General features: G+C 59.4%; 23 protein-coding genes and 1 tRNA gene. 12 read left to right on the forward strand and 12 right to left on the reverse strand.

Annotation, left to right across the window (positions count from 1 at the left end; translation table 11 throughout):
• Nucleotides 1-92: 92 nt before the first annotated feature.
• The gene (pyrR, locus tag SynBIOSE41_RS14190) at nucleotides 93-653 is read left to right on the forward strand and encodes a bifunctional pyr operon transcriptional regulator/uracil phosphoribosyltransferase PyrR (protein ID WP_186538456.1); all 561 of its coding nucleotides are present in this window, start codon (nucleotides 93-95) and stop codon (nucleotides 651-653) included.
• On the opposite strand, the gene SynBIOSE41_RS14195 is transcribed toward pyrR, so the two are convergent.
• The 3 genes from SynBIOSE41_RS14195 to SynBIOSE41_RS14205 form a co-directional block, all read right to left on the reverse strand.
• Nucleotides 638-859 carry a ferredoxin-thioredoxin reductase variable chain gene (locus tag SynBIOSE41_RS14195; RefSeq protein WP_186538458.1) on the reverse strand — a complete coding sequence of 74 codons (222 nt, stop codon included), beginning with the start codon at nucleotides 857-859 and terminating at the stop codon, nucleotides 638-640. The two genes, pyrR and SynBIOSE41_RS14195, sit on opposite strands and share 16 nt — an antisense overlap.
• A 39-nt stretch (nucleotides 860-898) precedes the next feature.
• A complete protein-coding gene (locus tag SynBIOSE41_RS14200; protein ID WP_186538459.1) occupies nucleotides 899-1744 on the reverse strand; it encodes a hypothetical protein in 846 nt (281 codons plus the stop codon).
• 73 nt (nucleotides 1745-1817) lie between these two features.
• Complete coding sequence (locus tag SynBIOSE41_RS14205; protein ID WP_186541255.1) at nucleotides 1818-3461, reverse strand: Hsp70 family protein; 1644 nt, start codon at nucleotides 3459-3461, stop codon at nucleotides 1818-1820.
• A gap of 39 nt (nucleotides 3462-3500) precedes the next feature.
• Here SynBIOSE41_RS14205 and SynBIOSE41_RS14210 point away from each other — a divergent pair, with 39 nt between their 5' ends.
• The 4 genes from SynBIOSE41_RS14210 to SynBIOSE41_RS18170 all read left to right on the forward strand — a co-directional run bounded on the left by SynBIOSE41_RS14210 (nucleotide 3501) and on the right by SynBIOSE41_RS18170 (nucleotide 5046).
• On the forward strand, nucleotides 3501-3785 hold the full coding sequence (locus SynBIOSE41_RS14210) for a hypothetical protein (protein WP_066911173.1): 285 nt from the start codon (nucleotides 3501-3503) through the stop codon (nucleotides 3783-3785).
• 25 nt (nucleotides 3786-3810) lie between these two features.
• Complete coding sequence (locus SynBIOSE41_RS14215) at nucleotides 3811-4038, forward strand: DNA-directed RNA polymerase subunit omega (protein ID WP_066911176.1); 228 nt, start codon at nucleotides 3811-3813, stop codon at nucleotides 4036-4038.
• Nucleotides 4035-4415, forward strand: a complete 381-nt coding sequence (locus tag SynBIOSE41_RS14220; RefSeq protein ID WP_186538461.1) for a DUF1818 family protein — start codon at nucleotides 4035-4037, stop codon at nucleotides 4413-4415. The genes SynBIOSE41_RS14215 and SynBIOSE41_RS14220 overlap by 4 nt, the downstream gene beginning before the upstream one ends.
• 427 nt (nucleotides 4416-4842) lie before the next feature.
• Nucleotides 4843-5046 (forward strand): DUF2811 domain-containing protein, encoded by a 204-nt coding sequence (locus SynBIOSE41_RS18170; RefSeq protein WP_255476061.1) that lies wholly within the window; start codon nucleotides 4843-4845, stop codon nucleotides 5044-5046.
• Here the strand turns inward: SynBIOSE41_RS18170 and SynBIOSE41_RS14230 are convergent.
• From SynBIOSE41_RS14230 to SynBIOSE41_RS14255, 6 genes are all read right to left on the reverse strand, one after another.
• Complete coding sequence (locus tag SynBIOSE41_RS14230) at nucleotides 4998-5804, reverse strand: hypothetical protein (RefSeq protein WP_255475792.1); 807 nt, start codon at nucleotides 5802-5804, stop codon at nucleotides 4998-5000. The genes SynBIOSE41_RS18170 and SynBIOSE41_RS14230 overlap by 49 nt on opposite strands.
• A complete protein-coding gene (locus tag SynBIOSE41_RS14235) occupies nucleotides 5755-6216 on the reverse strand; it encodes an EVE domain-containing protein (protein ID WP_255475793.1) in 462 nt (153 codons plus the stop codon). The genes SynBIOSE41_RS14230 and SynBIOSE41_RS14235 overlap by 50 nt, the downstream gene beginning before the upstream one ends.
• Before the next feature lie 24 nt (nucleotides 6217-6240).
• Entirely contained in the window at nucleotides 6241-7629 is a 1389-nt protein-coding gene (murD, locus tag SynBIOSE41_RS14240) for a UDP-N-acetylmuramoyl-L-alanine--D-glutamate ligase (RefSeq protein WP_186538467.1), read from the reverse strand.
• 28 nt (nucleotides 7630-7657) lie between these two features.
• Nucleotides 7658-7729, reverse strand: a tRNA-Val gene (locus SynBIOSE41_RS14245).
• A gap of 73 nt (nucleotides 7730-7802) precedes the next feature.
• Complete coding sequence (locus tag SynBIOSE41_RS14250; RefSeq protein WP_186538469.1) at nucleotides 7803-8582, reverse strand: photosystem II S4 domain protein; 780 nt, start codon at nucleotides 8580-8582, stop codon at nucleotides 7803-7805.
• Nucleotides 8579-9109 carry a hypothetical protein gene (locus SynBIOSE41_RS14255; protein ID WP_186541259.1) on the reverse strand — a complete coding sequence of 177 codons (531 nt, stop codon included), beginning with the start codon at nucleotides 9107-9109 and terminating at the stop codon, nucleotides 8579-8581. The genes SynBIOSE41_RS14250 and SynBIOSE41_RS14255 overlap by 4 nt, the downstream gene beginning before the upstream one ends.
• Before the next feature lie 146 nt (nucleotides 9110-9255).
• On the opposite strand from SynBIOSE41_RS14255, the gene serA reads away from it, so the two are divergent.
• The 4 genes from serA to SynBIOSE41_RS14275 all read left to right on the forward strand — a co-directional run bounded on the left by serA (nucleotide 9256) and on the right by SynBIOSE41_RS14275 (nucleotide 12669).
• A complete protein-coding gene (serA, locus tag SynBIOSE41_RS14260) occupies nucleotides 9256-10842 on the forward strand; it encodes a phosphoglycerate dehydrogenase (protein ID WP_186538471.1) in 1587 nt (528 codons plus the stop codon).
• Complete coding sequence (gene prmA, locus SynBIOSE41_RS14265) at nucleotides 10842-11726, forward strand: 50S ribosomal protein L11 methyltransferase (protein ID WP_186538473.1); 885 nt, start codon at nucleotides 10842-10844, stop codon at nucleotides 11724-11726. Before serA ends, prmA begins: the two co-directional genes overlap by 1 nt.
• A gap of 150 nt (nucleotides 11727-11876) precedes the next feature.
• Nucleotides 11877-12176 (forward strand): ferredoxin, encoded by a 300-nt coding sequence (locus tag SynBIOSE41_RS14270; protein WP_066911287.1) that lies wholly within the window; start codon nucleotides 11877-11879, stop codon nucleotides 12174-12176.
• Nucleotides 12177-12282: 106 nt separating this feature from the next.
• Nucleotides 12283-12669: a hypothetical protein gene (locus SynBIOSE41_RS14275; protein WP_186538475.1), complete on the forward strand. Its 387-nt coding sequence runs from the start codon at nucleotides 12283-12285 to the stop codon at nucleotides 12667-12669.
• 71 nt (nucleotides 12670-12740) lie between these two features.
• Here the strand turns inward: SynBIOSE41_RS14275 and psbV are convergent, their stop codons facing one another.
• Nucleotides 12741-13253 carry a photosystem II cytochrome c-550 gene (psbV, locus tag SynBIOSE41_RS14280; RefSeq protein WP_066911293.1) on the reverse strand — a complete coding sequence of 171 codons (513 nt, stop codon included), beginning with the start codon at nucleotides 13251-13253 and terminating at the stop codon, nucleotides 12741-12743.
• 87 nt (nucleotides 13254-13340) lie between these two features.
• Nucleotides 13341-14312 carry a ribonuclease Z gene (rnz, locus tag SynBIOSE41_RS14285; protein WP_066911203.1) on the reverse strand — a complete coding sequence of 324 codons (972 nt, stop codon included), beginning with the start codon at nucleotides 14310-14312 and terminating at the stop codon, nucleotides 13341-13343.
• Between the two features lie 88 nt (nucleotides 14313-14400).
• Between rnz and SynBIOSE41_RS14290 the strand changes: the two genes are divergently transcribed.
• The 3 genes from SynBIOSE41_RS14290 to SynBIOSE41_RS14300 are packed head-to-tail and all read left to right on the forward strand — an operon-like array spanning nucleotide 14401 to nucleotide 20323.
• The gene (locus SynBIOSE41_RS14290) at nucleotides 14401-15816 is read left to right on the forward strand and encodes a SpoIID/LytB domain-containing protein (protein WP_255475796.1); all 1416 of its coding nucleotides are present in this window, start codon (nucleotides 14401-14403) and stop codon (nucleotides 15814-15816) included.
• Nucleotides 15813-16622, forward strand: a complete 810-nt coding sequence (locus SynBIOSE41_RS14295) for a glucosamine-6-phosphate deaminase (protein ID WP_255475797.1) — start codon at nucleotides 15813-15815, stop codon at nucleotides 16620-16622. The genes SynBIOSE41_RS14290 and SynBIOSE41_RS14295 overlap by 4 nt, the downstream gene beginning before the upstream one ends.
• Nucleotides 16619-20323, forward strand: coding sequence for a hydantoinase B/oxoprolinase family protein (locus tag SynBIOSE41_RS14300; RefSeq protein ID WP_186538477.1), 3705 nt, complete (start codon nucleotides 16619-16621; stop codon nucleotides 20321-20323). Before SynBIOSE41_RS14295 ends, SynBIOSE41_RS14300 begins: the two co-directional genes overlap by 4 nt.
• On the opposite strand, the gene SynBIOSE41_RS14305 is transcribed toward SynBIOSE41_RS14300, so the two are convergent.
• Nucleotides 20301-21044 (reverse strand): YebC/PmpR family DNA-binding transcriptional regulator, encoded by a 744-nt coding sequence (locus SynBIOSE41_RS14305; RefSeq protein WP_186538478.1) that lies wholly within the window; start codon nucleotides 21042-21044, stop codon nucleotides 20301-20303. The genes SynBIOSE41_RS14300 and SynBIOSE41_RS14305 overlap by 23 nt on opposite strands.
• Nucleotides 21045-21051: the final 7 nt, after the last annotated feature.

Consider the following 21051-nt stretch of genomic DNA (forward strand, 5'->3'; position numbering starts at 1 on the left):
CCCATGGTGAACTCTTGCGCTGACGATGGTCAGCTTTTGCGGATCTTGAAGGTGATATCCGACATACAGTCGCCTGTCCCACTGCATCGGTCATGGTGACGTCTGGGAACAGTGAGCGAATCGAGATCCTTTCGGCCGAGGACGTCGGCAGAACACTGTCGCGGCTGGCCTCCCAGGTTCTTGAATGCGTGGGAGAGGTCGAGACGTTGATGCTGCTGGGAATTCCCACCAGGGGTGTTCAGTTGTCAGCTGTGCTGGCGCGCTTCCTCCAGGAGCAGAGCGGTCAGACGATTGCCCAGGGCACACTCGATCCGACTTTCCATCGCGATGATCTCGAGCGAGTGGCCATGAGGCCTGTGCAGGCGACTGAGCTGCCGGTGAGTGTCGAAGGACGTGATGTGCTGCTGGTCGATGACGTGATTTTTACCGGCCGCACGGTGCGTGCCGCTCTGGAAGCGATCCAGGCCTGGGGAAGGCCACGCCGCGTGATGTTGTTGGTGATGGTGGACCGCGGCCATCGGGAACTGCCGATTCAGCCTGATTTCTGCGGTCGGTCGGTTCCCACTCGGCGGACCGAAACCATTGAGCTCAGATTGATGGATGTGGATGGGGAAGAAGGGGTCTTTCTGAGGAGTCTTCAGGCGGAGAACTGAATCTCCTCACCGCGGAAATGGGCCTTGTAGCGACCGAAGGCCACGAGCACCGGCAGGGTGGGGCTTATCGGGCGCCCCTTCCATTCCGTCAGGACATTGACCACATCCCCCTCGCTGCACTTCATATCGAAGGCTTCACCACGGTGTTGGGGGTGGTTGTAGACCACCACCGATGAGGTCACAACGACCTTGTCGCCAGGCTGCATGAGTGGACGATCTCATTGAGAATCATCTTGTCACGGACTTCACGGTCTCTTCGACTTGCAGAGACTCTCGGGCCCTTCCTCCACCAGTTCTCCGCCCAGATCAGCACAACCGGCGACGAAGGCACTCCATGGATCCATACCGCTGGACAGTCGCTCTTCCACAGCCGTGTTGAGACGTTCAGGATCGACCGTATGAGCAGGTAAGGCCCCATGGCTGTGGTGCTCCTGCCGGTCACGCAGATTCTGAATGGCTTCCTCCACTTGCCTGCGGAGAGGCAGGGCATGGGTCTGCCACCAGGGGTGGTCCAGTTGATTGAGCACACTCAGGGCTTCCCACCATTGCTGTCGCTGAACTTTGTCCTTGAGCCGTTCGTGATCGACCTTGTTGCGGTTCCAGGTCTCTCGCAGGCTGTCGCTGAGCTGTGTTCCCGGCCTCTGTCCCTTTTGTTCCAGGGGGCTGAGAGTGATGAGGGCTTGTTCGAGATCACCCGCTCGGAACTGATCAAGTGCCCGCTCGCGCAGTGCCTGGCGCCACTGGAGCAATCTGGAACGATCACTTCTTCGCTGCTCTTCACTGCCAACATTCGAATTGACAAGCTGTGATTGCAGGTTGAGTGCCTGGGTGCTGTCGCCTCCCTCCCAGGCGAGTTCAGCCTGACGACGACGGCAGACTGCCTGCTCGCTGGGGGCTTCCCGGTCCAGCCATCGGAGTGCCGCCAGCTGTTCGCCGTAGCGCAGGCAGGCTTCGAGATCTCCCTGTGAAGCGGCTTCACGCAGGCGTCCAGGCAACTGCTGTTCCCACCAGTACGCATAACCGCAAAGGGATGCAACACCACCCAGTGTGGCGATCAGCCAAAAACTCGGGAGATGGCGACGCAGCGCCAATGGTGGTCAGGGAACGACAGACACCTTTCTATGGATGTTGCCGCCAACACACACGCCATTGTGGACGGCGCGATCACCGCACGGTCCCAAGTGGTCTCGGCTCAAGGCTTTCGCCGGTGCGCAGATCCTCTCCCTCCAGGATCAGTTCCGCCTGATCATTGAGATGGAAACGCAGTTTTAGACAATCTTCTCCAGGCTGTCCGGGAGGGTCCAGAGCGAGCTCACAGGCGGTGTCGGGCCGCCTTGTGACGTCATCCCAACCATCGGTTTTTTCCAGCACCCGGGGCAGACCATTGACCATCACGACTTCATGTCTTGTCTCCCCCCTGGACTCTCCAAGCACCAGCTCGAGCGACTGCTGGTCGGGACCGCTGGCGCTCAATATCAGCTCCAGCGGCTTGCTGGATGGCCAGGGCTGACCCGGTAAGAACAGAGGATGCCAGTGGTGGCTGTTGCTGCGCTGGTTCCAGCAGCGCAGTGAGATTCCCCGTTGCAGCAGGTCCTGCATGCGAACTCCGGGAGTGAGGCTCAGGGCACCGCAGGCCACCGCCTCCATCGGCGGGGGTGTCAGCAGTGGTGTGGGTGAAAGCTTCTCTGTCAGCCAATCGCGCAGCTGGGGCAGATGGGCGCCTCCCCCAACCACCACCACAGCATCAAGATCCACGGCCGGACAGCCGTTGAGTTCGGCATCGCGCAAGGTCTTGCTGAGCAGTCCTTCAAGGGCATCAAACAGCCCTCGCTCCTGCAGCAGGCGACTGAACTTGTGTCGATCCATCGACAGGTTGCTCGGCGCATCGAATTCCGGGCCATTGGCTATTTCCGAGAGGCGCTCCCGATTCGGGATATCGGGATCGCTGAGACGACATTTGAGACGTTCCGCCGCATTCAGCAGAGCCATCAGCCCATCACCCTCCTCCGGCAGGCCGCCTGGACAGAGTTCGTCGAGAATCCAGCGATCAAGATCCCTGCCACCCAGGTTGATGCCCGCTTTGCCGAGGACCTTGGCCTGACGTAGCGCCTGACGGCTGTTGGTGAGGTCCTGGCCGCGGAAGCGAAGCAGCTGGGCCACTGGAGCAGCACGACCTTCACCCCCTTCGAGGGCGACAAGGGATAGATCCAGAGTTCCTCCGCCAAGATCGACGACGAGAAGCTTGGAGCCGGCTTCTAGTCCAGCCCCGAGGGCAGCAGCTGTTGGTTCGTCCACCAAGGCGATCTCTGCGACCTGCATCGGTTCGCAGGCTTTGAGAAGCCAGTCGCGATAGCCGGAGCCCTGATCCACCGGGGCTGTCAGCACGAGTCGCTCGATGCTGAGTTCCGGGGGCATCCGCTTCCAGATTTCCGTGAGAAGCCGAGCACCGGCCTGTTCCGGGCTGAGTCGTCTTTCGGCACTCTGTGGATCTGATGGCATGCCGATCCAACGCTTGAAGTCGCGATGCAGCTGAGGAGCATCGCGTTCGTGTAAACCGTTTTCCAGCACCTCAAGCCCAACCAGCGCTGGCCCTGAGACCGCGTCCTCGGCCCAGATGAGCGATGGGATCGCTCCCTGCTCACGGGTGATCAGAGGTAGATCGAGCAGATCCACCTCTGATCGCTCAGCAGACTGAAAAGCAACCACTGTGGTGGTGCTTCCCAGGTCGATCGCCAGGGTGCCGACGTTGTAAGACGCGCCGGAAAGATGAAGGTTTTGTTCGGCAGCGAGGGGCTGAACCACCGCTATGGGCAGGTTGGAGTCAGGTCGAGGCTACGGGGAGCAACGATGGATCGCTTAAGAAGGCTGGTCTTTTCCTTTTATCGGGAGGATCCGCAGATCGAGGCAGAGCTGGAACCGCTGCGAGACTGCAGGATGTCACGCAGCTGGGGCAGCATCCGTATTGAGTGCGTGGATGCGCAGCATCTCGAGGAAGTGAGTGCATTGCTCAGTCATTTACGCAGACCGCTGGTGGCGATGGGGCTGGGTCGACAGATTGTTCTGAGGGTCCCGGGCCGCCCGCAACGCAGCTACCCCATGCATGTTCCTTTCCACAGTGATCTCTTCACCTAGGATTAGTTATTCATGAGTTGTTGGCATGCTCTCTGCCGGAGTCGATCATCAGGATCTCGCCAAGCGCGGTGAAAGCCTGATCCGTCAGGCCAGCAATCGCTATCTGACCACGGTTCGGATTGCTTTCCGTGCCAAACAGCGTCGCTTTGACGATTTCGATGGTCTGCTTGAAGAATCCAGCGTCAAGCCTGTGCAGCGCGCCATCGTTGAGCTGAGCGATGAACAGGATCAGCCCGATCTTCTTCCTGGATGATTCAAGAGGAGGGCTCCGGCTGGAGATTATCCAGGGATCCTTCCCGCCCGGTATTTTCCGTCCTGATCGGTGGAGAACACTGGGCCCTCGAACTCAAGGAGAGTGAAGCCTGCGAGCTGGCTTCACTGTTCGCTGATCTGACAGATCAACATCGATCCATCTGTGCCCAGCTTATGGCGGAGGAATCCATCAGCATCGAGCTGGAGCGTGGCAGTTGGTGGGTCTGCCTCGAAGGTGATCGATCACGCTGGACGCTTCGGGGCATCTGCAGCGGTGATGGTGACCAGGCTCGTGGCTTTGAAGTCTGCTGGCCTGACCCTGCTGCGCAGGCCATCGCGGAGGCGATGAGAACGTTGTGGGACAACAGTAATGATTAGAGCAGCTGATCATTGCCTCTTCATTGATTTTCCCCCAGCATTCCCCACGGACAAAACAATGTTTTCCACAGGCTTCACCGCGTTTCGGCTTGTATGGCGGACTTCTGTGGAAAACCTGATTTCGGGGGACTGTTGTGGTTGACGAATCACAGCTGTGACTCTTTCGGCTCTGGTGAAGCAGATCGCTCGCTGTAAAGGGCTCCGGCGGCTGAAGTCTCATTGGGAGAATCAGTGGGAATGCCTCCTTGGCCGCTTCTTGACGCAAGTCAGTATTTGTGGAGAACTAGTTGGCATTCGAGGCGTTTGCATGCAGTTGGCCGATCCGTTAGAGCAGGCTTCAGTTTCAGATCCGCTGCTGGAGGTTGCTAAGGCTTCTGCTTCAGCCTCTGCTGCTCGACAGGCGACCGCCGATTCTTGTGAGTCAGCAGTGAGCTTTCATTCCGAGCTCCCCCAACCCTTGCAGCAAGCCATGGTTGCGTTCATTGAGCGCTGCCCGAACTGGGATCAGTACCGTCTTATTCAGGCTGCTCTGGCTGGATTCCTGATTCAGCACGGCGTGGAGTCGAGAGAAATCACTCGCCTTTATGTGGGCAACATGTTCCGTCGAGAATCCTTGACCCAGGGCGTTTGAGTTCGACAACTGGCCATCAGCAGCAAGGCGCTGAACGGAATACTGAGGAGCAGGCCGATGAAGGCTCCCATCAGGCCAATCAGGTTCACGCCGATGAGCAGGCCAAGCAGAGCGAGAACCTTCAGTCGATTGTTCTGAACCAGCCTTCGACTGTGCTCCATCGCCGCAAGTGGGCGATGGCCGTGATGGACCAGAAGTGGAAGGGCCAGGGTCTGACTCAACGTCCAGAGGATCAATACCAGTCCTCCCGCAAGCAGAACCACTGTGGAGATCACTCCGCTCTGCCTGGCAATCAGTGCTCCGATGATCCTGATCATGTTCAGGCCTCCGATCAGGATGACCCCTTCCAGCAGCACCAGGGATGTGGTCTGTCTAAAGATCCACCGAAGTCGTTGCCGCTCCTGCACAGGTTCGTTCTGTGCTGTGGATTGGATTGAAGGAAGGAGCTGATCGGCCAGATGCAGCAAGGCCACAATCGGCAGAAGAGTTGTGGGGATGGTTGCAACAAAGAGCACATCGCTGAGGGCTGACTGCCACCAGCCCTCCCCTTGCTGAAGATCTTTTGAGATCAAACTCAGGCCAGTGACGGTGATCAGCATCAGAGCTGTCAGGCCCACAAAGCGCCAGGGAGCCTGACTGAAACCAATCCAGGCTCTGGGGATGATTGTTGTGAGAGGTATTCGCTCTGTCGGGCGACGGTCCCTCGATTCACTGAATTGAGCCAAGTCGATTGAGGAGATCCTGAGCGATTCGGTCATCGACAGGAAGAATGGAGAGTCGATTACCGCGTCGAACGACGGCCAGTTCCTCAGGTTGGTAGGACTGACGCAGGTCCTCAAGACTCAAGATGTCCCGAAATCGGCCTCGATAGGCCAGACGCACGCAGTGCCAGCGTGGTGATTCCGCTTTCGACGCAGGGTCGTGATATTTCGAGGATGGATCGAACTGTGTGGGATCCACAAGTCCTGTTTCGATCACTTCCATCAGTCCAATGATCCCAGGAGGCTTGCAATTGGAGTGATAAAAGAAGGCCTGATCGCCAACGGCCATCGTGCGCATGAAATTCCGCGCCTGATAATTGCGAATACCGTCCCAGAGCGTTGTCTGCTCCTGCTCAAGATGATGAATCCCGTAAACATCGGGTTCACTTTTCATCAGCCAGTAGGCCACGCGTTCTACGAAATTTTCTCCAGACTAGTTTGATTGGCTCGCTTGGATCAGCTCACGGAAGTGATTGCCACGAGCTTCAAAATCGGTGTATTGATCGAAGCTGGCGCATGCCGGTGACAACAGCAGGCTCGCAGCTTTGTGGTGTCGGGCCAGTTCAAGAGCATGGGGAACAGCATCATCCAGGCCTCTGTGGATGGACACGGCTCCGGGGAAGGCAGACGCTTCGATCAAGCCAAGCAGTTCTTTAGCCCCTGAACCAAACAGCACAACGGCGCTGCTGCGCTCTTTCAGCAGCTGCAGCCAGGGCTGAGCGTCGCCCTGTTTGGTTTGACCGCCTGCAAGCAGCACCACCGGACTGGGTACGGACTGCAAACCCACGGCAGCTGCGTCGTAGTTGGTTGCCTTGCTGTCATTGAAAACGGCAATGCCCTTAACGGTTCCTAGCGATTCGAGTCGATGGGGGACCCCATCGAAGCAGCGCAATGCTGATTCAATGGTTTCCGGAGCTAATCCAGCTTCGAGAGCCGCTGCAGTGACCAGGAGCATGTTCTGCTGATTGTGCTCTCCGGGCATGGCGAGGGCCTCAGCGCAGAACAGTCTTCGCTCTCCTTCGCAGACCCAGCCGTCGTCACTCACACTCAACCGAGCGCTCGAGCTGTTTGAACACTCCCTGCTGGCGCTGACCCAGTTCACCCTGGTCTCTCCCCAGCTGCAGCGAGTTCGGCTGATGTCTGGGTCATCGCCATTGAGAATCGCCAGCTGGGACCGTTCAAGCAGTCCGCGCTTGATTGCTCTGTAAGCGTCTAGTGACCCATGTCGCTCCAGGTGATCAGGTGTCAGCGTCGTCCAGATCCCGATGCGCGGGGCCACTTCGGTAGCCGCTTCGATCTGGTAGCTGCTCATCTCCATGACGACCCAGTCGGGCGGAGGGCTGGAGCCCTCTAAACATCCCAGGGCCAGTTCTGCGGCGGAATATCCCACATTGCCGGCCATCGGAGCCTTCAATCCGCCATGGCTGAGCACGTGGTGGAGAAGATGGGTCACGGTGGTTTTCCCATTGGTGCCAGTGATGCCAATCCATGGACGTTGCCTCAGGGTCTCCCAGGCCAGAGCCATCTCTCCCTTCACCCGAACTCCCCGCGTTCGTAATGCCTCAAGGGTTGGATGCGTCCAGGCAATTCCCGGACTGATCACCACCTGATCGAGCTCATCGAGCCAGGGCTCGAAACTGGATATCTCCAGGGGTTGTCCGAGCTGGACATCAATGCCCTGCTGTCTCAGCCCGGCTGACTTTCGCCTGCAGGCATCGTTCTCAGCCTTCTCGAGAACCACCACCTCTGATCCCTGGGCCTTGAGCAGACGGGCTGCCCCGATCCCAGAGCGTCCGAGTCCGACCACGACACTCAGGGTCATGCTTTTCGTTCTCTACTCACGAGGGAAGTGGGCGATACTGGAATCGAACCAGTGACTCCTACCGTGTCAAGGTAGTGCTCTACCTCTGAGCTAATCGCCCGCATTTTCACCCTTCAGAGGATCTGCGGTGACGGTTGAGCGCTTGCCCACCGGATGCGACTGAAGTTAGCAGCTCACCGGCGCAGGATCTCCACTCTCCAGCGATCTCGTTTTGTGATTTCGAGATTCAGTACTTCCACGCTTCCCCGGTCCTGAAGCTGGAGGCGGTCGCCGATTTTCAGTTCCCGACTCGCCTGGCGGACTGGATACCAGTTGAGCCGCAGTCTTCCATCCCGGATCTGACGAATCACTTTGGAGCGGGACAGTCCGAAACCCGCTGAGGCGATGGCATCGAGTCGGCAGGATGCTTCCACGCTGGTGAACCGCTTCGGCAGTCTCTGGGCTGGCCACTGCAAGCAGTCGATGCTCACTGCCTCCACGGACAGCGTTACGTCACGCACTTGTCCGGTCAGGCCGTTGAGATGGTTCGCGGCCTCCGGTGTGCAGACGGCCTGGGCTCCACGATCACCCCGAAGCCAGAGATCGCCAAGCCCATCAGGTTTCACGCCAAGGTCAATCAGCGCCTGGCGCATGTCTTGCGGTTCAGCACGGTCGAACAGGAAATTGCCCTCGAGCCTCAATCCCGAGATTGGAGCCGGCTCAGGTTGCGGTTCCTGATCGCTGCGACTGAGCTGGAGACGACAGCGTTCGGTGTCTGGTCTCCCACCGTCTCGGACCAAACGCAGTTCAGTCAGTGCCTCGAGACGGCGTGAGTCTTCCAGTTCAGGTCCGCTCAAAAAACTGCTCCAGCTCGGCTGCCAGGTGCGCAGCACCGTTTCCGCCTGCTCGATCAGGCGGTGCATTGCCTCGGGCTCAGCGAGCCCTTCGATCAACGACTCACGGGGAAGACTCACAGTTCACTCAGGCGAACCACCTGCTGAGGACGTACTTTCTGAACCAGTTGCCAGGGCACTTCCAGACCTGCTCGGGTTTCCAGCAGTAGCAACCAAAACTGCTCGTTGTGCCGATTGCGCAGAATACGGACTCCGTCCTCGTTGTCGGAGGGGACACTTGCTGCTGCGGCGTAGCTCCCCATTAACCCTGAGCCGAGTCCGAGCAGCCCGCCAATCAGTGCTTCTCCGATATCACCGAAGCGCGCAAAGGTGTCGAGTGTGGTGATTTGGGTGAAGGTGAGCCCTGCTATGAAGCCGAAGGGCATCAGCCAGCGAGACATGGATCGCTGGCGGCGGCTGCGGGCCATGTTCGGATTGAGCAGATCGACGTTCTCGATCTGCTCTGCCTTGAGGCCACCTTCAGCGTCTCCAGATTGTTCAGGAGCGACCAGCACAACGCGCATGAGGGGTGTGCCTGAATCCTGCAGGTCCTGGACCAGAGTTTCTGCAGAGGCGCGTTCTTTGAGCACCAGGACGCAGACGGGCATGGGGCGATTCGGTGCGGGCTGCCATTCTCCATGGAAGGCCAATAATTCAGCGGGAAGCCTGAATTTGGAGGAGGTCAATCTCCCTGCTCAACAGTGATGTTCGGACCGATCTCTAAACTTCTAAATGGCTTTCTCTCCGCCGCTGGATGACCAAAGTTCTTGTTTCAGACCCCATTGATCAGGCTGGGATTGACATTCTTGGGCAGGTGGCCCAAGTGGACCAGCGGACAGGCCTGTCTCAGGACGAGCTCAAGTCGATCATCGGTGACTATGACGCTCTGATGATCCGCTCTGGCACTCAGGTCACCGCTGATGTGATCGAGGCTGCGGATCGTCTGCGCATCATCGGTCGGGCTGGAGTGGGGGTCGACAACGTTGACGTTCCTGCCGCCACCCAGAGAGGTGTGTTGGTCGTGAATTCGCCCGAGGGCAACACGATCGCTGCTGCAGAGCATGCGCTGGCCTTGTTGTTGTCTCTGTCCCGCCATGTGCCTCAGGCGCACGCATCGATGCGTACCGGTTCCTGGGATCGCAAGAAATACGTGGGTAATGAGCTCTATAAAAAAGTGCTCGGGGTTGTGGGACTGGGAAAAATCGGCTCACACGTGGCCAAGGTTGCCAAAGCGATGGGCATGGAGGTGATCGCGTTCGATCCCTTCATCTCGGTTGACCGGGCTCAGCAGATGCAGGTCCGGCTTACGACCCTGGAGGATCTGTTCCGTCAGGCCGACTACATCACGCTGCATATCCCCAGAACGCCCGATACCGAGAATCTCGTGAACGCCGAGCTTCTCCGCTCGATGAAATCTACGGCCAGGATCGTGAACTGCGCTCGCGGGGGCATCGTTGATGAAGCTGCCATCGCCGAAGCCATTGACAACGGTGTGATTGCCGGGGCTGGTCTGGATGTGTTCGCATCTGAACCTCTGGGCCAGGACTCTCCACTGCGTGCAGTCGAGCGCGGGCTTGTTTTGACTCCTCACCTCGGAGCCTCCACCGAAGAAGCCCAGGAAAATGTGGCGACCGATGTGGCTGAGCAAATCCGCGATGTCCTGCTTGGACTCCCCGCTCGCAGTGCCGTCAACATCCCCGGTCTCAGCGCAGAAATCATGGAGCGTCTCAAGCCCCACCTGCAGCTCGCCGAGACCCTTGGTCTGCTAGTGAGTCAGCTGAGCGGTGGCCAGGTGCAGGAACTGGAGGTTCGTCTTCAGGGTGAGTTCGCCAATCACCCCTCTCAGCCCCTTGTGGTGGCAGCGCTCAAGGGACTGCTCACCAGCGCTCTCGGAGAACGCATTAACTATGTCAATGCCTCTCTTGAAGCCAAAGGGCGAGGAATTCATGTACTGGAGGTCAAGGACGATGCCAGCCGCGATTTCGCCGGGGGATCCTTGCAGCTCACCACCCGCGGTGGCCAGGGTGGACACAGTGTGACGGGTGCGGTGTTCGCGGATGGTGAACTGCGGGTCACGACCATCGACGAATTTCCGGTGAATGTGCCGCCGAGTCGTCACATGCTCTTTACCCGTCATCGGGATATGCCAGGAATCATCGGCCATCTCGGCTCTCTGCTGGGCGAGCACAACGTCAACATCGCCTCGATGCAGGTGGGCCGCAGGATCGTGCGCGGAGATGCCGTGATGGTTCTCAGTATTGATGATCCGATTCCACCTGCGCTTCTGGCCACCATCAACGGCATTAACGGGATTCAGGAAGCCCATCCCGTCACGCTGTGATGTGGTGGCGCTTGTCTTTGCCGGTTCAGCCTGAGCTGGAGGAATCGCTGTTCTGGAAGCTGAATGTTCTCGGTCTGCACCGGGTCGCTGTTCAGCATGCACCTGAGACACCCGATCAGCGCACCCTTCTGGCCTGGTTGCCAGCCCACGAATGGCCTGAGGATCAGCGCTCAGAGCTGTTCAGCAGCCTCATGCCCCTGGCTGACACCTTCGGCCTCGCTCTGGCTCAGCCGGTGTGGGATGAACTGGCCGATGAAGACTGGAGCCTCAGCTGGAAACAGCACTGGCAGCCAGACCCTGTAGGGCAGAGTCTGCTGATCCTGCCCGCCTGGCTTGATGTGCCTGAAGAGCACGCTCACAGGCTTGTCCTGAAAATGGATCCAGGCAGTGCATTCGGAACCGGCAGCCATCCCACCACCCGTCTATGCCTTGAAGCACTTGAGCAAGAGCCTCCCTCAGGTTTGCGGGTCGCGGATTTGGGTTGCGGCAGTGGAGTGCTCGGGCTTGCGGCACTCGGGCTTGGGGCTCGCCAGGTGCTGTCCGTCGACACCGATTCCTTGGCTGTAAGAGCAACGACCGATAACGCTGTTCTGAATGGCCTCTCCGTTGATGCGCTCAGGGTCACCCAGGGGTCGGTGGACGTGCTGGCGAAGCTGCTTGATGATCAGCCTGCAGATCTCCTGCTCTGCAACATCTTGGCTCCGGTGATCGAAGCGCTTGCGCCCCACTTTGAATCTGTTCTTCGTCCTGGCGGGCGGGGTTTGCTTAGTGGCCTGCTGGTCGAACAGGCACCAAAGCTCACACAAGCGCTGGAGAGCCTGGGCTGGATGGTCGAGCCGCTTGCTGCACAAGGTCGATGGGGTTTGCTCGAGATTCGGCGCTAGCCTTGATAAGTGGCCCTTATAAATGTTTCTGTTTTGATTGGGCTTACGCCGAAATAGTCGCTAAAGCGTGTGCCTTGACGCCTGGGCGATGTAGAAATGATCAGTCCGGCAGGCTCGTTTGTTACGAGCCTCTGCAAATTCACTCCATCCATGGCTTCTTACAAGGTCACCCTGGTCTCCGAAAGCGAGGGCCTCAACAAGACCATTGAGGTTCCTGACGATCAGTACATCCTCGATGCTGCTGAAGAGCAAGGCATTGACCTGCCTTATTCGTGCCGTGCGGGTGCCTGTTCCACCTGTGCCGGAAAAATCACATCTGGAACGGTTGACCAATCCGACCAGAGCTTCCTGGATGATGATCAGATCGAAGCCGGATTTGTGCTGACCTGCGTGGCCTACCCCACCTCCGACTGCACCATCAAGACCCACGCTGAAGAGGAGCTCTACTGAACTCCGGACTCTTGATCCGAAAATCTGGAAGAAGGATCGATTGCCACCTCCACGCGGGGGTGGCTTTTTGCTGTCAGTGTGGTGTCACGTGGCTCTCTTCCTGTCGATGACCGCCGTTCCCGCTGCACCGCTGAGACCTGAAGTGGAAGGGCTGCTTGACCATGGTTCGGTTCACACCAGTTCTGGAGGCCAGTACAGCTTTCGGGTGATCGGGCCCTGCTGCCGCCTGTATGACCGCGAAGAACTTCCCTGGCCCTGTTGTCGCCTGGCTTGGCGCAGTAAGGAACCAAGTTGGCGACGTGTCGGTCGTCGCTTTGTCGCTGATCTCGGGTCGCGTCGTTGCCCGTCCTATTCAGTTGAACTGCTTCAACCTGGATCCAGACCTACGAACACAGTGCTTACGCTCTTCCCGATGCGCTTCACCGCTGAAATGCAGGAGTGGTGGTACAGCCGTCGGCCCAGATCACTCGATCCAAGCAATCTTGCGCCCTGAAGGGAAAGCTCGACGACTGGGCCATTAGCTCACTGGATCGATCCAGCATTCACCAGATCGTCCCCTGTTGCTCAGAAATAAATTTTGCCGCCGCCCCATTCCTGGCCGAGAACCTTCGGAGCCACGAGGATATAGGCCGACATCAACTGCAGATCTTCATCGGTGAGATCTCGCATCGCTGGATACAGATCACGGCTGCGCATGCTGGGGTGAAGATCGGCAATGCTGTACTCGCCGTCATAGGAGGTGGGATCCTGCATGTAGTCCACCAGCGCGGCGATGTTGTCGCGCGACGGTGTGGCCAGTGCCAGGGTTTCCGGGTCGAGACCAACGTTGTGGTTGGTTTTGGTGATGCCGCCGGCATGGCAGGTGCCGCAGCTGGTGTTGAAAACTTTTCGACCCGCTTTGACCTGCTGTTCGCTGAAGGTCACCGCTGTGCCTTCAGGGTCGGAAGGCACGGTGAGTGTCTCCGTATCCCAGAGGGCGGCATGAACGGGTGAGCTGATCGACAAGACAGCCAGCACCGGCAGGACGATCAGCAGTCGAATCAGCGACTTTCGCAGGTTGAAGAGAAGAGGAACCATGAAGGATGCCAGAGACTGATGGATACAGCGCACCAAGCTCTTGTATCACGCTGAGGTATCAAAGTGACGCCGTTCAGGGTGCACCGATCACGAACTGTTGCAGCATGCGGTCCTTGATGAAGCGGTCACCTCGAGGCAGAGGAAGTCCTTCGCCAGGATCGTGTTCGGGAAAATCGCTCTGGCTTCCGCAAGCAGATCGTCTGCAGTCACAGCGTTGCCAGGTGCATAACGGGGGCTGAGATGGGTGAGGACAAGTTGTCCGACACCCGCTTCAGCTGCGGTCTGGGCCGCCATCGTGCTTGTGGAGTGCTGTCGCTGAAAGGCCATGTCGGCCTCGGCGTGGGAAAAGGTGGATTCGTGAATGAGCAGGTCTGCACCCTTGGCCAAGGCCACGGCTGCTTCGCAGAACACAGTGTCCGTGCAATAGATGAGACTCGCCCCGGCTTGTTCTGGCCCGCTGAGCGTTTTGCCGTCAATTCGCCGTCCATCTTCAAGGGTGACCGTTTCGCCTCGCTTGAGAGAGGCATAGACAGGTCCGGGGGGGATCGCCATCTCCCGAGCCTTGTTGATGTCGAAGCGACCCGGCTTCGGCTTTTCCTCAACGCGATAGGCATAGGCAGGGACTCGATGGTGCAGTGGTGTGGCCCGCACGGTCAGATCTGCATCTTCAAAAACGATGCGACCTGCTTCAGCGGCACTGCGGACTTTGTGCACCTTGAGTGGATAGCCGATTCTTGTTGAGCTGGTTCGCAGCACCCCCTCCAGATAGCTTTCGAGGGGATCAGGGCCATACAGATCCACACCACCACTGCTGCCGCTCAGCCCGAGGCTGGCCAGCAGGCCTGGAAGACCGAAAACGTGGTCACCATGCATGTGCGTGATGAAAATCCTGCGCAGCTGGGACAGCCTCAGATCACTGCGCAGGAACTGGTGCTGGGTTCCTTCTCCACAATCGAAAAGCCACAGTTCCGAACGCTGAGTCAGTCGCACGGCCACCGCTGAAACGTTGCGGGCTCGGGTTGGGACTCCAGAACTGGTGCCGAGAAAGGTGACCTGCACGGCATGGTGGGCTCAATGGTCAATCTGCCATGAAGGCCTGGCTGCAGTCCGCAGGGCGGGGCACACTGAGCAACCATTGGCCTGATGAGTGGTTCTGCACATTTCCATCGGTCGTGCTGCTGCTGGAGCAGCCCTGACGCTGCCACTGGCTGTGATTGCCCTGGCCGCTGAAGCCAGGACTGCGGTCACTGCCCAGGAGCCGCAGATGCGTGTTTTGGTGGCAGAAGGCTCGGAGTTGATCCTGCGCTCCGATGGCGATCAGCCCCTGCTCGTGCATGGCATCGCCCGTCACGAACGCCGCCTGGAGCGTCTGCAGGTTCGCTTGCGGGGGGGGCGCCTGACTCTTGCGGATGCCAGTGCAGATGGCCTCGCCTCGATTCGGATCAGCACGACTGACCCCCGTGGGATCTGGCTCGGGCGCCGGCGCTATCGCGGAGATCTGGTACTCCTGGTCCGCAACGGCAGGATCCAGGCCATTAATCAGCTGGGCATTGAGACCTATCTCCCCAGTGTCGTTGGCAGTGAGATGCCTGCCAAGTGGCCGCTGGCAGCCTTGCAGGCCCAGGCCGTCGCTGCCCGGACCTACGCCCTTCGCCAACGGGGACGCAAGCCGGATTTCGATGTGAAGGCCACGGTGAGCAGCCAGGTTTACAAAGGCATCGAATCGGAGACGCCAAGCACCCGCAGCGCGGTCGCCACAACCCGCTCTCTTGTTCTGGTGCATAACGGCCGCTTGATCAATGCTGTTTTTCACAGCAGTTCCGGGGGGTCTACTGAGCCCAGCGGAGAGGTCTGGCAAAACCAGCTGCCCTATCTCGTGAGCGTTCAAGATCATGACCAGCACAGTCCTGTGCATCGCTGGAACCAACGTTTCGATGAAGGCGATCTGCGCCGCCGCTTTGAAGAGACCGGTGGAGTGGAGCGGTTGAGTGTGCTCAGCACCAGCTCAACCGGCAGGGTCCGTTCAGCTCGGATTCAAGGCCCGCTTGGGTCCCTCGTACTCACAGGTCGTCAACTGCGTCAGCGTCTGGGCTTGAAGAGCACGATGGTGCGTTTCTCTTTGCTGGAGGCAGAGCTGGAAGATGCTGGCGGGTCCATTGATCCCGCCGATCATGGATCAGAGTCAGCGCCGCAGCTGATCGGACTCTGGCGTGATTCCGCCAGCGGTACTGGCGGAGCGGCTGATCCGGCTTCAACAGCGCCCGTCAAAACAGCGGCTCCCTTGCCCCCACCTCCGCCCAGAGCGGGCTTGACCGCATCGACTCGCGCTGGAAGTATTTCAGTGACTTCCCGCGGCACGATTGTGCTGGAAGCAGCAGGCCAGGGTTATGGCCACGGAGTGGGCATGAGCCAGTGGGGAGCCCACGGACTGGCCAGTCAGGGCGCTGATTTCCGTGAAATTCTCCATCACTACTACCGCGGAGCAACGATCAGGCCGTACCGACCGGCTGATGACCCATCAGTGGCATTCAGCACTGGTTCGGAGCCAGCCTTGATGGGTTGACCTGCCGCGATCGTTGCGTGCCCCAGTTTCTGTCCAGACTTGCGCTGCATCGCCGCCCGGAGCCGCTCGCGCTGATGGAGGCAATCGTGGATCACGTGGCGGCCCATCTCACCCAGGCCCTTGAAGGGGAGCGCTTCAAGCCGCTGGGAATGGCGACGGGAAGGACCATGGAACCGTTCTACGAGGCTTTGATTCAGCGTCTGGTGGCATGGCCAACACCACAGCTCGAACAGTTGAAACGCTGCTGGCTGAGTTTCAACCTTGATGAATACGTGGGCTTGTCGTCCGGAGACAACCGCAGCTTCGCCGCCTATATGGATGCCCAACTGGGTTGTCATCTCGATCTCTCTCCCTGCCAGTTGCAGCTGCCGGATGGAACGGCCAAGGATCCAGCCGAAGAGGCCCGACGCTATGGATCTGCGTTGCAGAAGGCAGGCGGTATCGGTCTTCAGCTGCTGGGTCTTGGTGGCAATGGTCACGTGGGTTTCAACGAGCCACCGTCACAACCCGGCAGTCGCTGCCGCGTCGTGACGTTGCAGCGAGCCACGCGGATTCAGAATGCCAGTGCTTTCGGCGGAAGCCCCGATAGGGTCCCTGAGCAGGCCATCACCCTTGGTCTTGATGAGATTCTTGCTGCTGAGGAGATCCATCTGATCGTTACCGGAGCCGCCAAAGCAGAGATTCTGCGGACAGCTTTGCTGGACCCCTGCAGTGCCGAAGTACCTGCCAGCTGGCTGCAGCGCCATTCAAGAGTGCATGTCTGGGTGGATGATGCGGCCTGTGCTCACCTGCCGCTGTTGTCTTGAACAGCTGGCAGTTCTGGATTGACCGTGGAGGCACCTTCACCGATCTGGTGGCACGCAATCCATCCGGCCGGTTGTTGGTGCGCAAAGTGCTTTCTGAACAGCCGGATGTTCCCGGGGATCCGGCTGTTGCCGCCATGCGCGAGTTGATGCAGCTCACTCCCGAGCAGCAGATTGATCCTGGATTGATCGAGGAACTGCGGCTGGGCACCACCGTTGCCACCAATGCACTGCTTGAGGGGGCGGGAGAGCCTGTGCTGCTGGTCACCAATCGAGGCCTGGCTGACCTGTTGCTGATCGGTGACCAGCACCGTCAGGACCTCTTTGCTCTGGCCATTGCCAAGCCACCAACGTTGCTGGCCGCCGTTGAAGAGGTTCCCGGTCGCCTGGATGCGGATGGACGGGAGTTGGAAGCACTGCTGCTCGAGGACGAGTTCATGCAGAGGCTTGAGCGTCATCACCAGAACGGCATCCGCTGTTGCGCCATTGCGCTGATGCATGCATGGCGTGATCCCATACATGAAAAGGCGCTGGCGCAGCTAGTTCGTAGCGCTGGGTTCAGAACAGTGGTCTGTTCCCATGAGGCCAGCCCACTGCCGCGCCTGGTTCCAAGAGGACAAACCACGGTGGTGGAGGCTGCCGTCAGGCCTGTGCTTTCCGCCTACCTGGATCAGGTTCAAGCTGCTTTGGGTGATCAGGCCCGATTGCGGGTGATGACCTCCAGTGGAGCTCTGCAACATCCAGATTCACTGCTCGCCAAAGACACAATCCTTTCGGGCCCTGCCGGCGGCATGATCGGAGCTGTTGCCGCCGCTCAACAAGCGGGCCTTGGAGCCTCGGCCCTCGTGGGTGTGGATATGGGGGGCACGAGCACGGATGTGTTCTGTCTGCCTTCGGGCGCGGCTGACCGGGAGTGGGAACGCAATGCTGAAACCGAGATTGCCGGATTTCAGCTCACAGCGTCGCGGCTGCCGATCCATACCGTGGCGGCAGGAGGGGGATCGATCATCAGTGCTCATGGTGGTCGCCTGACGGTGGGTCCACGCTCGGCTGGAGCTGAACCAGGGCCTGCCTGCTATCGCCGAGGTGGCCCTCTGGCCATCACGGATGCCCATCTGCTGCTGGGCCGACTGCAGGTAGATGCCTTCCCGGCAGTTTTCGGGCCTGATCGCGATCAGCCTCCTGATCTACAGGCGACCCGTCAACAGTTTCAGGCGCTTTCCTCTCTACTGGGCCAGGCCCCCGAGCAGCTGGCCGAAGGTGCTCTTGACCTCGCTGTCGAGGCGATGGCCGGAGCGATCCGCCATGTCTCCCTCTTCCGTGGCCATGACATCCGTGGAGGAGTGCTGGTTGCTTATGGCGGTGCTGCAGGGCAGCTGGCCTGTCGACTGGCCGAGTCTCTAGGTCTCAGGCAGGTGCTGCTCCACCCTCTGGCTGGGGTGCTCTCGGCCTATGGCCTTGGCCAGGCCCGTCAGCGCCAGCTGCATCAGCGTTCCATCCGTCGTCCACTTGACGCGACATTGCTGACTCAGTTGCCGGCCATGGTCAGGTCTGACCTGAGCACAGCACTCGTGGGACTGCAGCAGCTCTCCGCAGGGTCTTCGGCAGCAGCGGAGCGTCAGATCAGGATCGAGCTGCGCGATGCCTCTGGCGAACAAGGTCTGATGCTCCTACTGGCATCAGGTGTTGAAGACCTGGATCTGCATCAACTTGAAACCAGGTTTGACCAGGCTCATCGGCTTCGGTTTGGCTACACGCCGCCTCGCACGGCCCCTCTGATCGCCGAACGCCTCGAGGTGGAGGTGCTTGATGCGAGGGCGGAGAGCTCCCTTCAATCCAATGCTGAAGGCCATGGCGCCGAAGCCCACTCATCAGTGAGGGTTCAGCGGGCTCAGGTTCATTGGAGAGAGCAGGGCTGGTGTGATGTGCCTGTGCTGGAGAGCTGGCAGTTGAAGTGCGATCAGCAGCTGTCGGGGCCCGCGCTCATCCTGGACCCCACGGCGAGCATCGTTCTGGAGCCAGGGTGGAAGGCCCGGCTGCTGGATGACGACAGTGTGCTGCTCGAGGGGACATCCAGGGCTGCCTCTTCGAGGTCTTATGCCAGGACGGACGCCAGTGGAGCGACTGACGAGCAGGACAAGGTCCCGGATCCTGTGGATCTCAGCCTCTTTCATCACCGTTTCATGCAAATTGCTGAGCGCATGGGAGAACGGCTGCGTCAGACCAGTCGATCCGTGAACATGAGGGAGCGGCTGGATTTTTCCTGTGCGCTGTTCGATTCGCAAGGGGCGCTCGTGGCCAATGCGCCTCACATCCCTGTGCACCTGGGTTCGATGAGTGATGCGGTCGTGGATCTGCTGGAGCAGATCCAACGAGGTGAGAGGCCTGCGCTGGCGGCCGGAGACACCGTGATCAGCAACGATCCATTCCACGGTGGCACCCACTTGCCTGATATCACGGCGATCACACCTTGTTTTGTGGAGGGAGGTCACGATCCCTTCGCCTTTGTGGCCTGTCGCGGGCACCACGCCGATGTGGGTGGTCTAACACCAGGTTCGATGCCTCCCTTCAGCTCCAGTATTGAGGAGGAAGGTCTGCTGGTGCGCAACCACTGGTTGTCCGCCAGGGGAACGCCGGATCGGCAAGGTTGGAATCAGTTTCTGCAGGGGCTCAGCTCACCCCCAAGAGACCCCGAACTTCTCTGGGCAGATCTTCAGGCCCAGGCAGCGGCCAATCATCTGGGCACTGAATTGTTCGATCAGCTGCTGCAGCTGGAGGGCTGCCAGCGTGTTCGGCGCTATCTGCAGCATGTTCAGGACCATGCTGCAGCCACTGTTCGGCGCCTGATCGACCGTTTTCAGGACAGCACCTTCGAGGTTGATCTCGACAACGGTGCAAGGCTCAAGCTGGCCTTGAAGGTCGATCGGAAACGGCAAGAGGCTTTGCTCAATTTCTGTGGGACCAGTCCCCAGGGCAAGCACAATTTTCACGCTCCACTGGCGGTGACCAAGGCTGCCGTCCTTTATGTGATTCGCTGTCTGGTTGAGGAGCCGATTCCCCTCAATGCCGGATGTTTCCAGCCGTTGACCCTGATCGTCCCGGAGGGCTCTCTGCTCAACCCCAGCTCGCCGGCTGCAGTCGTCGGCGGCAATGTGGAAACATCGCAGGCGCTCTGCAATCTGCTGTTTGCTTCTCTAGGGGTGATGGCCGCGGCCCAGGGAACGATGAACAACCTCACCTTCGGTGACGGGCGCAGGCAGTATTACGAGACCATCGCCGGTGGCGGAGGAGCAGGCCAGGGCTTCGCTGGATCAAGCGGAGTGCAGACCCATATGACCAACTCCAGGCTCACTGACCCTGAGATTCTCGAGCAGAGATTTCCAGTGAGGCTTGAACGCTTCGGCTTCCGTCGAGGTAGCGGCGGAGTCGGTCGTTGGCCTGGAGGCGACGGGTTGGAGAGGGAGTTCCGCTTTCTGGAACCAATGACGGCAGCGCTCTTGTCTGGTTCCAGGATTGTTGCCCCTTTCGGCCTGGCCGGGGGAGAACCGGGCGAAGCGGGAACGGCGCTGCTGACCCGGGCCGATGGAACGGTACAGGAGCTGGATGGTTGCGTGCAGCTTCAGGTCAATCCAGGGGATCGACTGCTGATCGGCACTCCCGGTGGTGGTGGCTTTGAGCCACTTATGCGGTCAGGTCATCGCTGAGTTCGAGGTTCGCGCTGACACTGCAGATGTCGTCGAGTTCCTTTAAGGCGTCCAGCAACTTCAGACACTGTTGGGTGCTCTCTTCGTTGTCCGGTCTCACCTGGGTAAGGGGGTGCCAGCAGTGACCCCATTCCGAGACCCCCCAGCCTTGATCGCGCAGTCCTTTCTGCAGGGATTCGAGCGCTTCGAAGGGACCATGCACCAGGGCTTCCTCGGGACTTCTGAGCTGATAACCATCGGCCTCCAGATTGAGCAGGCATTCCAGCAGTGCCTCCTCATTGATCGCCGGGCTCCTGAGGCTCACTTCACTGCGGTGCTGGAAGAGATAGCTCACGCATCCGCTTTCGCCGAGGTTGCCGCCGTGTTTGCTGAAGGCCAGCCGTACAGCGGCAGCGGTGCGGTTGCGGTTGTCGCTCAGTGCTTCCACCAGAACAGCCACTCCTCCGGGGCCATAACCCTCGTAGCGGATTGATTCAAGCTGTTCCGTGTCACCAGCCTTTCCGGAGCCTTTGGCGATGGCTCTTTCGATGTTGCTTGCTGGTACACCAGCGGCCTTGGCCTTAACAATCGCCGTGCGCAGTTGGAAATTGCCATCAGGGTCACTGCCCTGGCGTGCAGCCACGCTGATTTCGCGTCCGATCCTGGTGAATACAGCTCCTCGCTTGGCATCCACCACGGCCTTGGTGCGTTTGATCTGGGACCATTTGCTGTGGCCTGCCATCGGATGC

This window comes from Synechococcus sp. BIOS-E4-1 (assembly GCF_014279995.1).
Lineage (GTDB): Bacteria > Cyanobacteriota > Cyanobacteriia > PCC-6307 > Cyanobiaceae > Synechococcus_C.

What these genes read in the sequence shown, in the direction of transcription:
- pyrR (WP_186538456.1), top strand. Translation starts at nt 93, where the DNA reads ATGGTGACGTCTGGGAACAGTGAGCGAATCGAGATCCTTTCGGCCGAG.
- SynBIOSE41_RS14195 (WP_186538458.1), bottom strand. Translation starts at nt 859, where the DNA reads ATGCAGCCTGGCGACAAGGTCGTTGTGACCTCATCGGTGGTGGTCTAC.
- SynBIOSE41_RS14210 (WP_066911173.1), top strand. Translation starts at nt 3,501, where the DNA reads ATGGATCGCTTAAGAAGGCTGGTCTTTTCCTTTTATCGGGAGGATCCG.
- SynBIOSE41_RS14215 (WP_066911176.1), top strand. Translation starts at nt 3,811, where the DNA reads ATGCTCTCTGCCGGAGTCGATCATCAGGATCTCGCCAAGCGCGGTGAA.
- SynBIOSE41_RS14220 (WP_186538461.1), top strand. Translation starts at nt 4,035, where the DNA reads ATGATTCAAGAGGAGGGCTCCGGCTGGAGATTATCCAGGGATCCTTCC.
- SynBIOSE41_RS14230 (WP_255475792.1), bottom strand. Translation starts at nt 5,804, where the DNA reads ATGACCGAATCGCTCAGGATCTCCTCAATCGACTTGGCTCAATTCAGT.
- murD (WP_186538467.1), bottom strand. Translation starts at nt 7,629, where the DNA reads ATGACCCTGAGTGTCGTGGTCGGACTCGGACGCTCTGGGATCGGGGCA.
- SynBIOSE41_RS14255 (WP_186541259.1), bottom strand. Translation starts at nt 9,109, where the DNA reads ATGCCCGTCTGCGTCCTGGTGCTCAAAGAACGCGCCTCTGCAGAAACT.
- serA (WP_186538471.1), top strand. Translation starts at nt 9,256, where the DNA reads ATGACCAAAGTTCTTGTTTCAGACCCCATTGATCAGGCTGGGATTGAC.
- prmA (WP_186538473.1), top strand. Translation starts at nt 10,842, where the DNA reads ATGTGGTGGCGCTTGTCTTTGCCGGTTCAGCCTGAGCTGGAGGAATCG.
- SynBIOSE41_RS14270 (WP_066911287.1), top strand. Translation starts at nt 11,877, where the DNA reads ATGGCTTCTTACAAGGTCACCCTGGTCTCCGAAAGCGAGGGCCTCAAC.
- SynBIOSE41_RS14275 (WP_186538475.1), top strand. Translation starts at nt 12,283, where the DNA reads ATGACCGCCGTTCCCGCTGCACCGCTGAGACCTGAAGTGGAAGGGCTG.
- psbV (WP_066911293.1), bottom strand. Translation starts at nt 13,253, where the DNA reads ATGGTTCCTCTTCTCTTCAACCTGCGAAAGTCGCTGATTCGACTGCTG.
- SynBIOSE41_RS14305 (WP_186538478.1), bottom strand. Translation starts at nt 21,044, where the DNA reads ATGGCAGGCCACAGCAAATGGTCCCAGATCAAACGCACCAAGGCCGTG.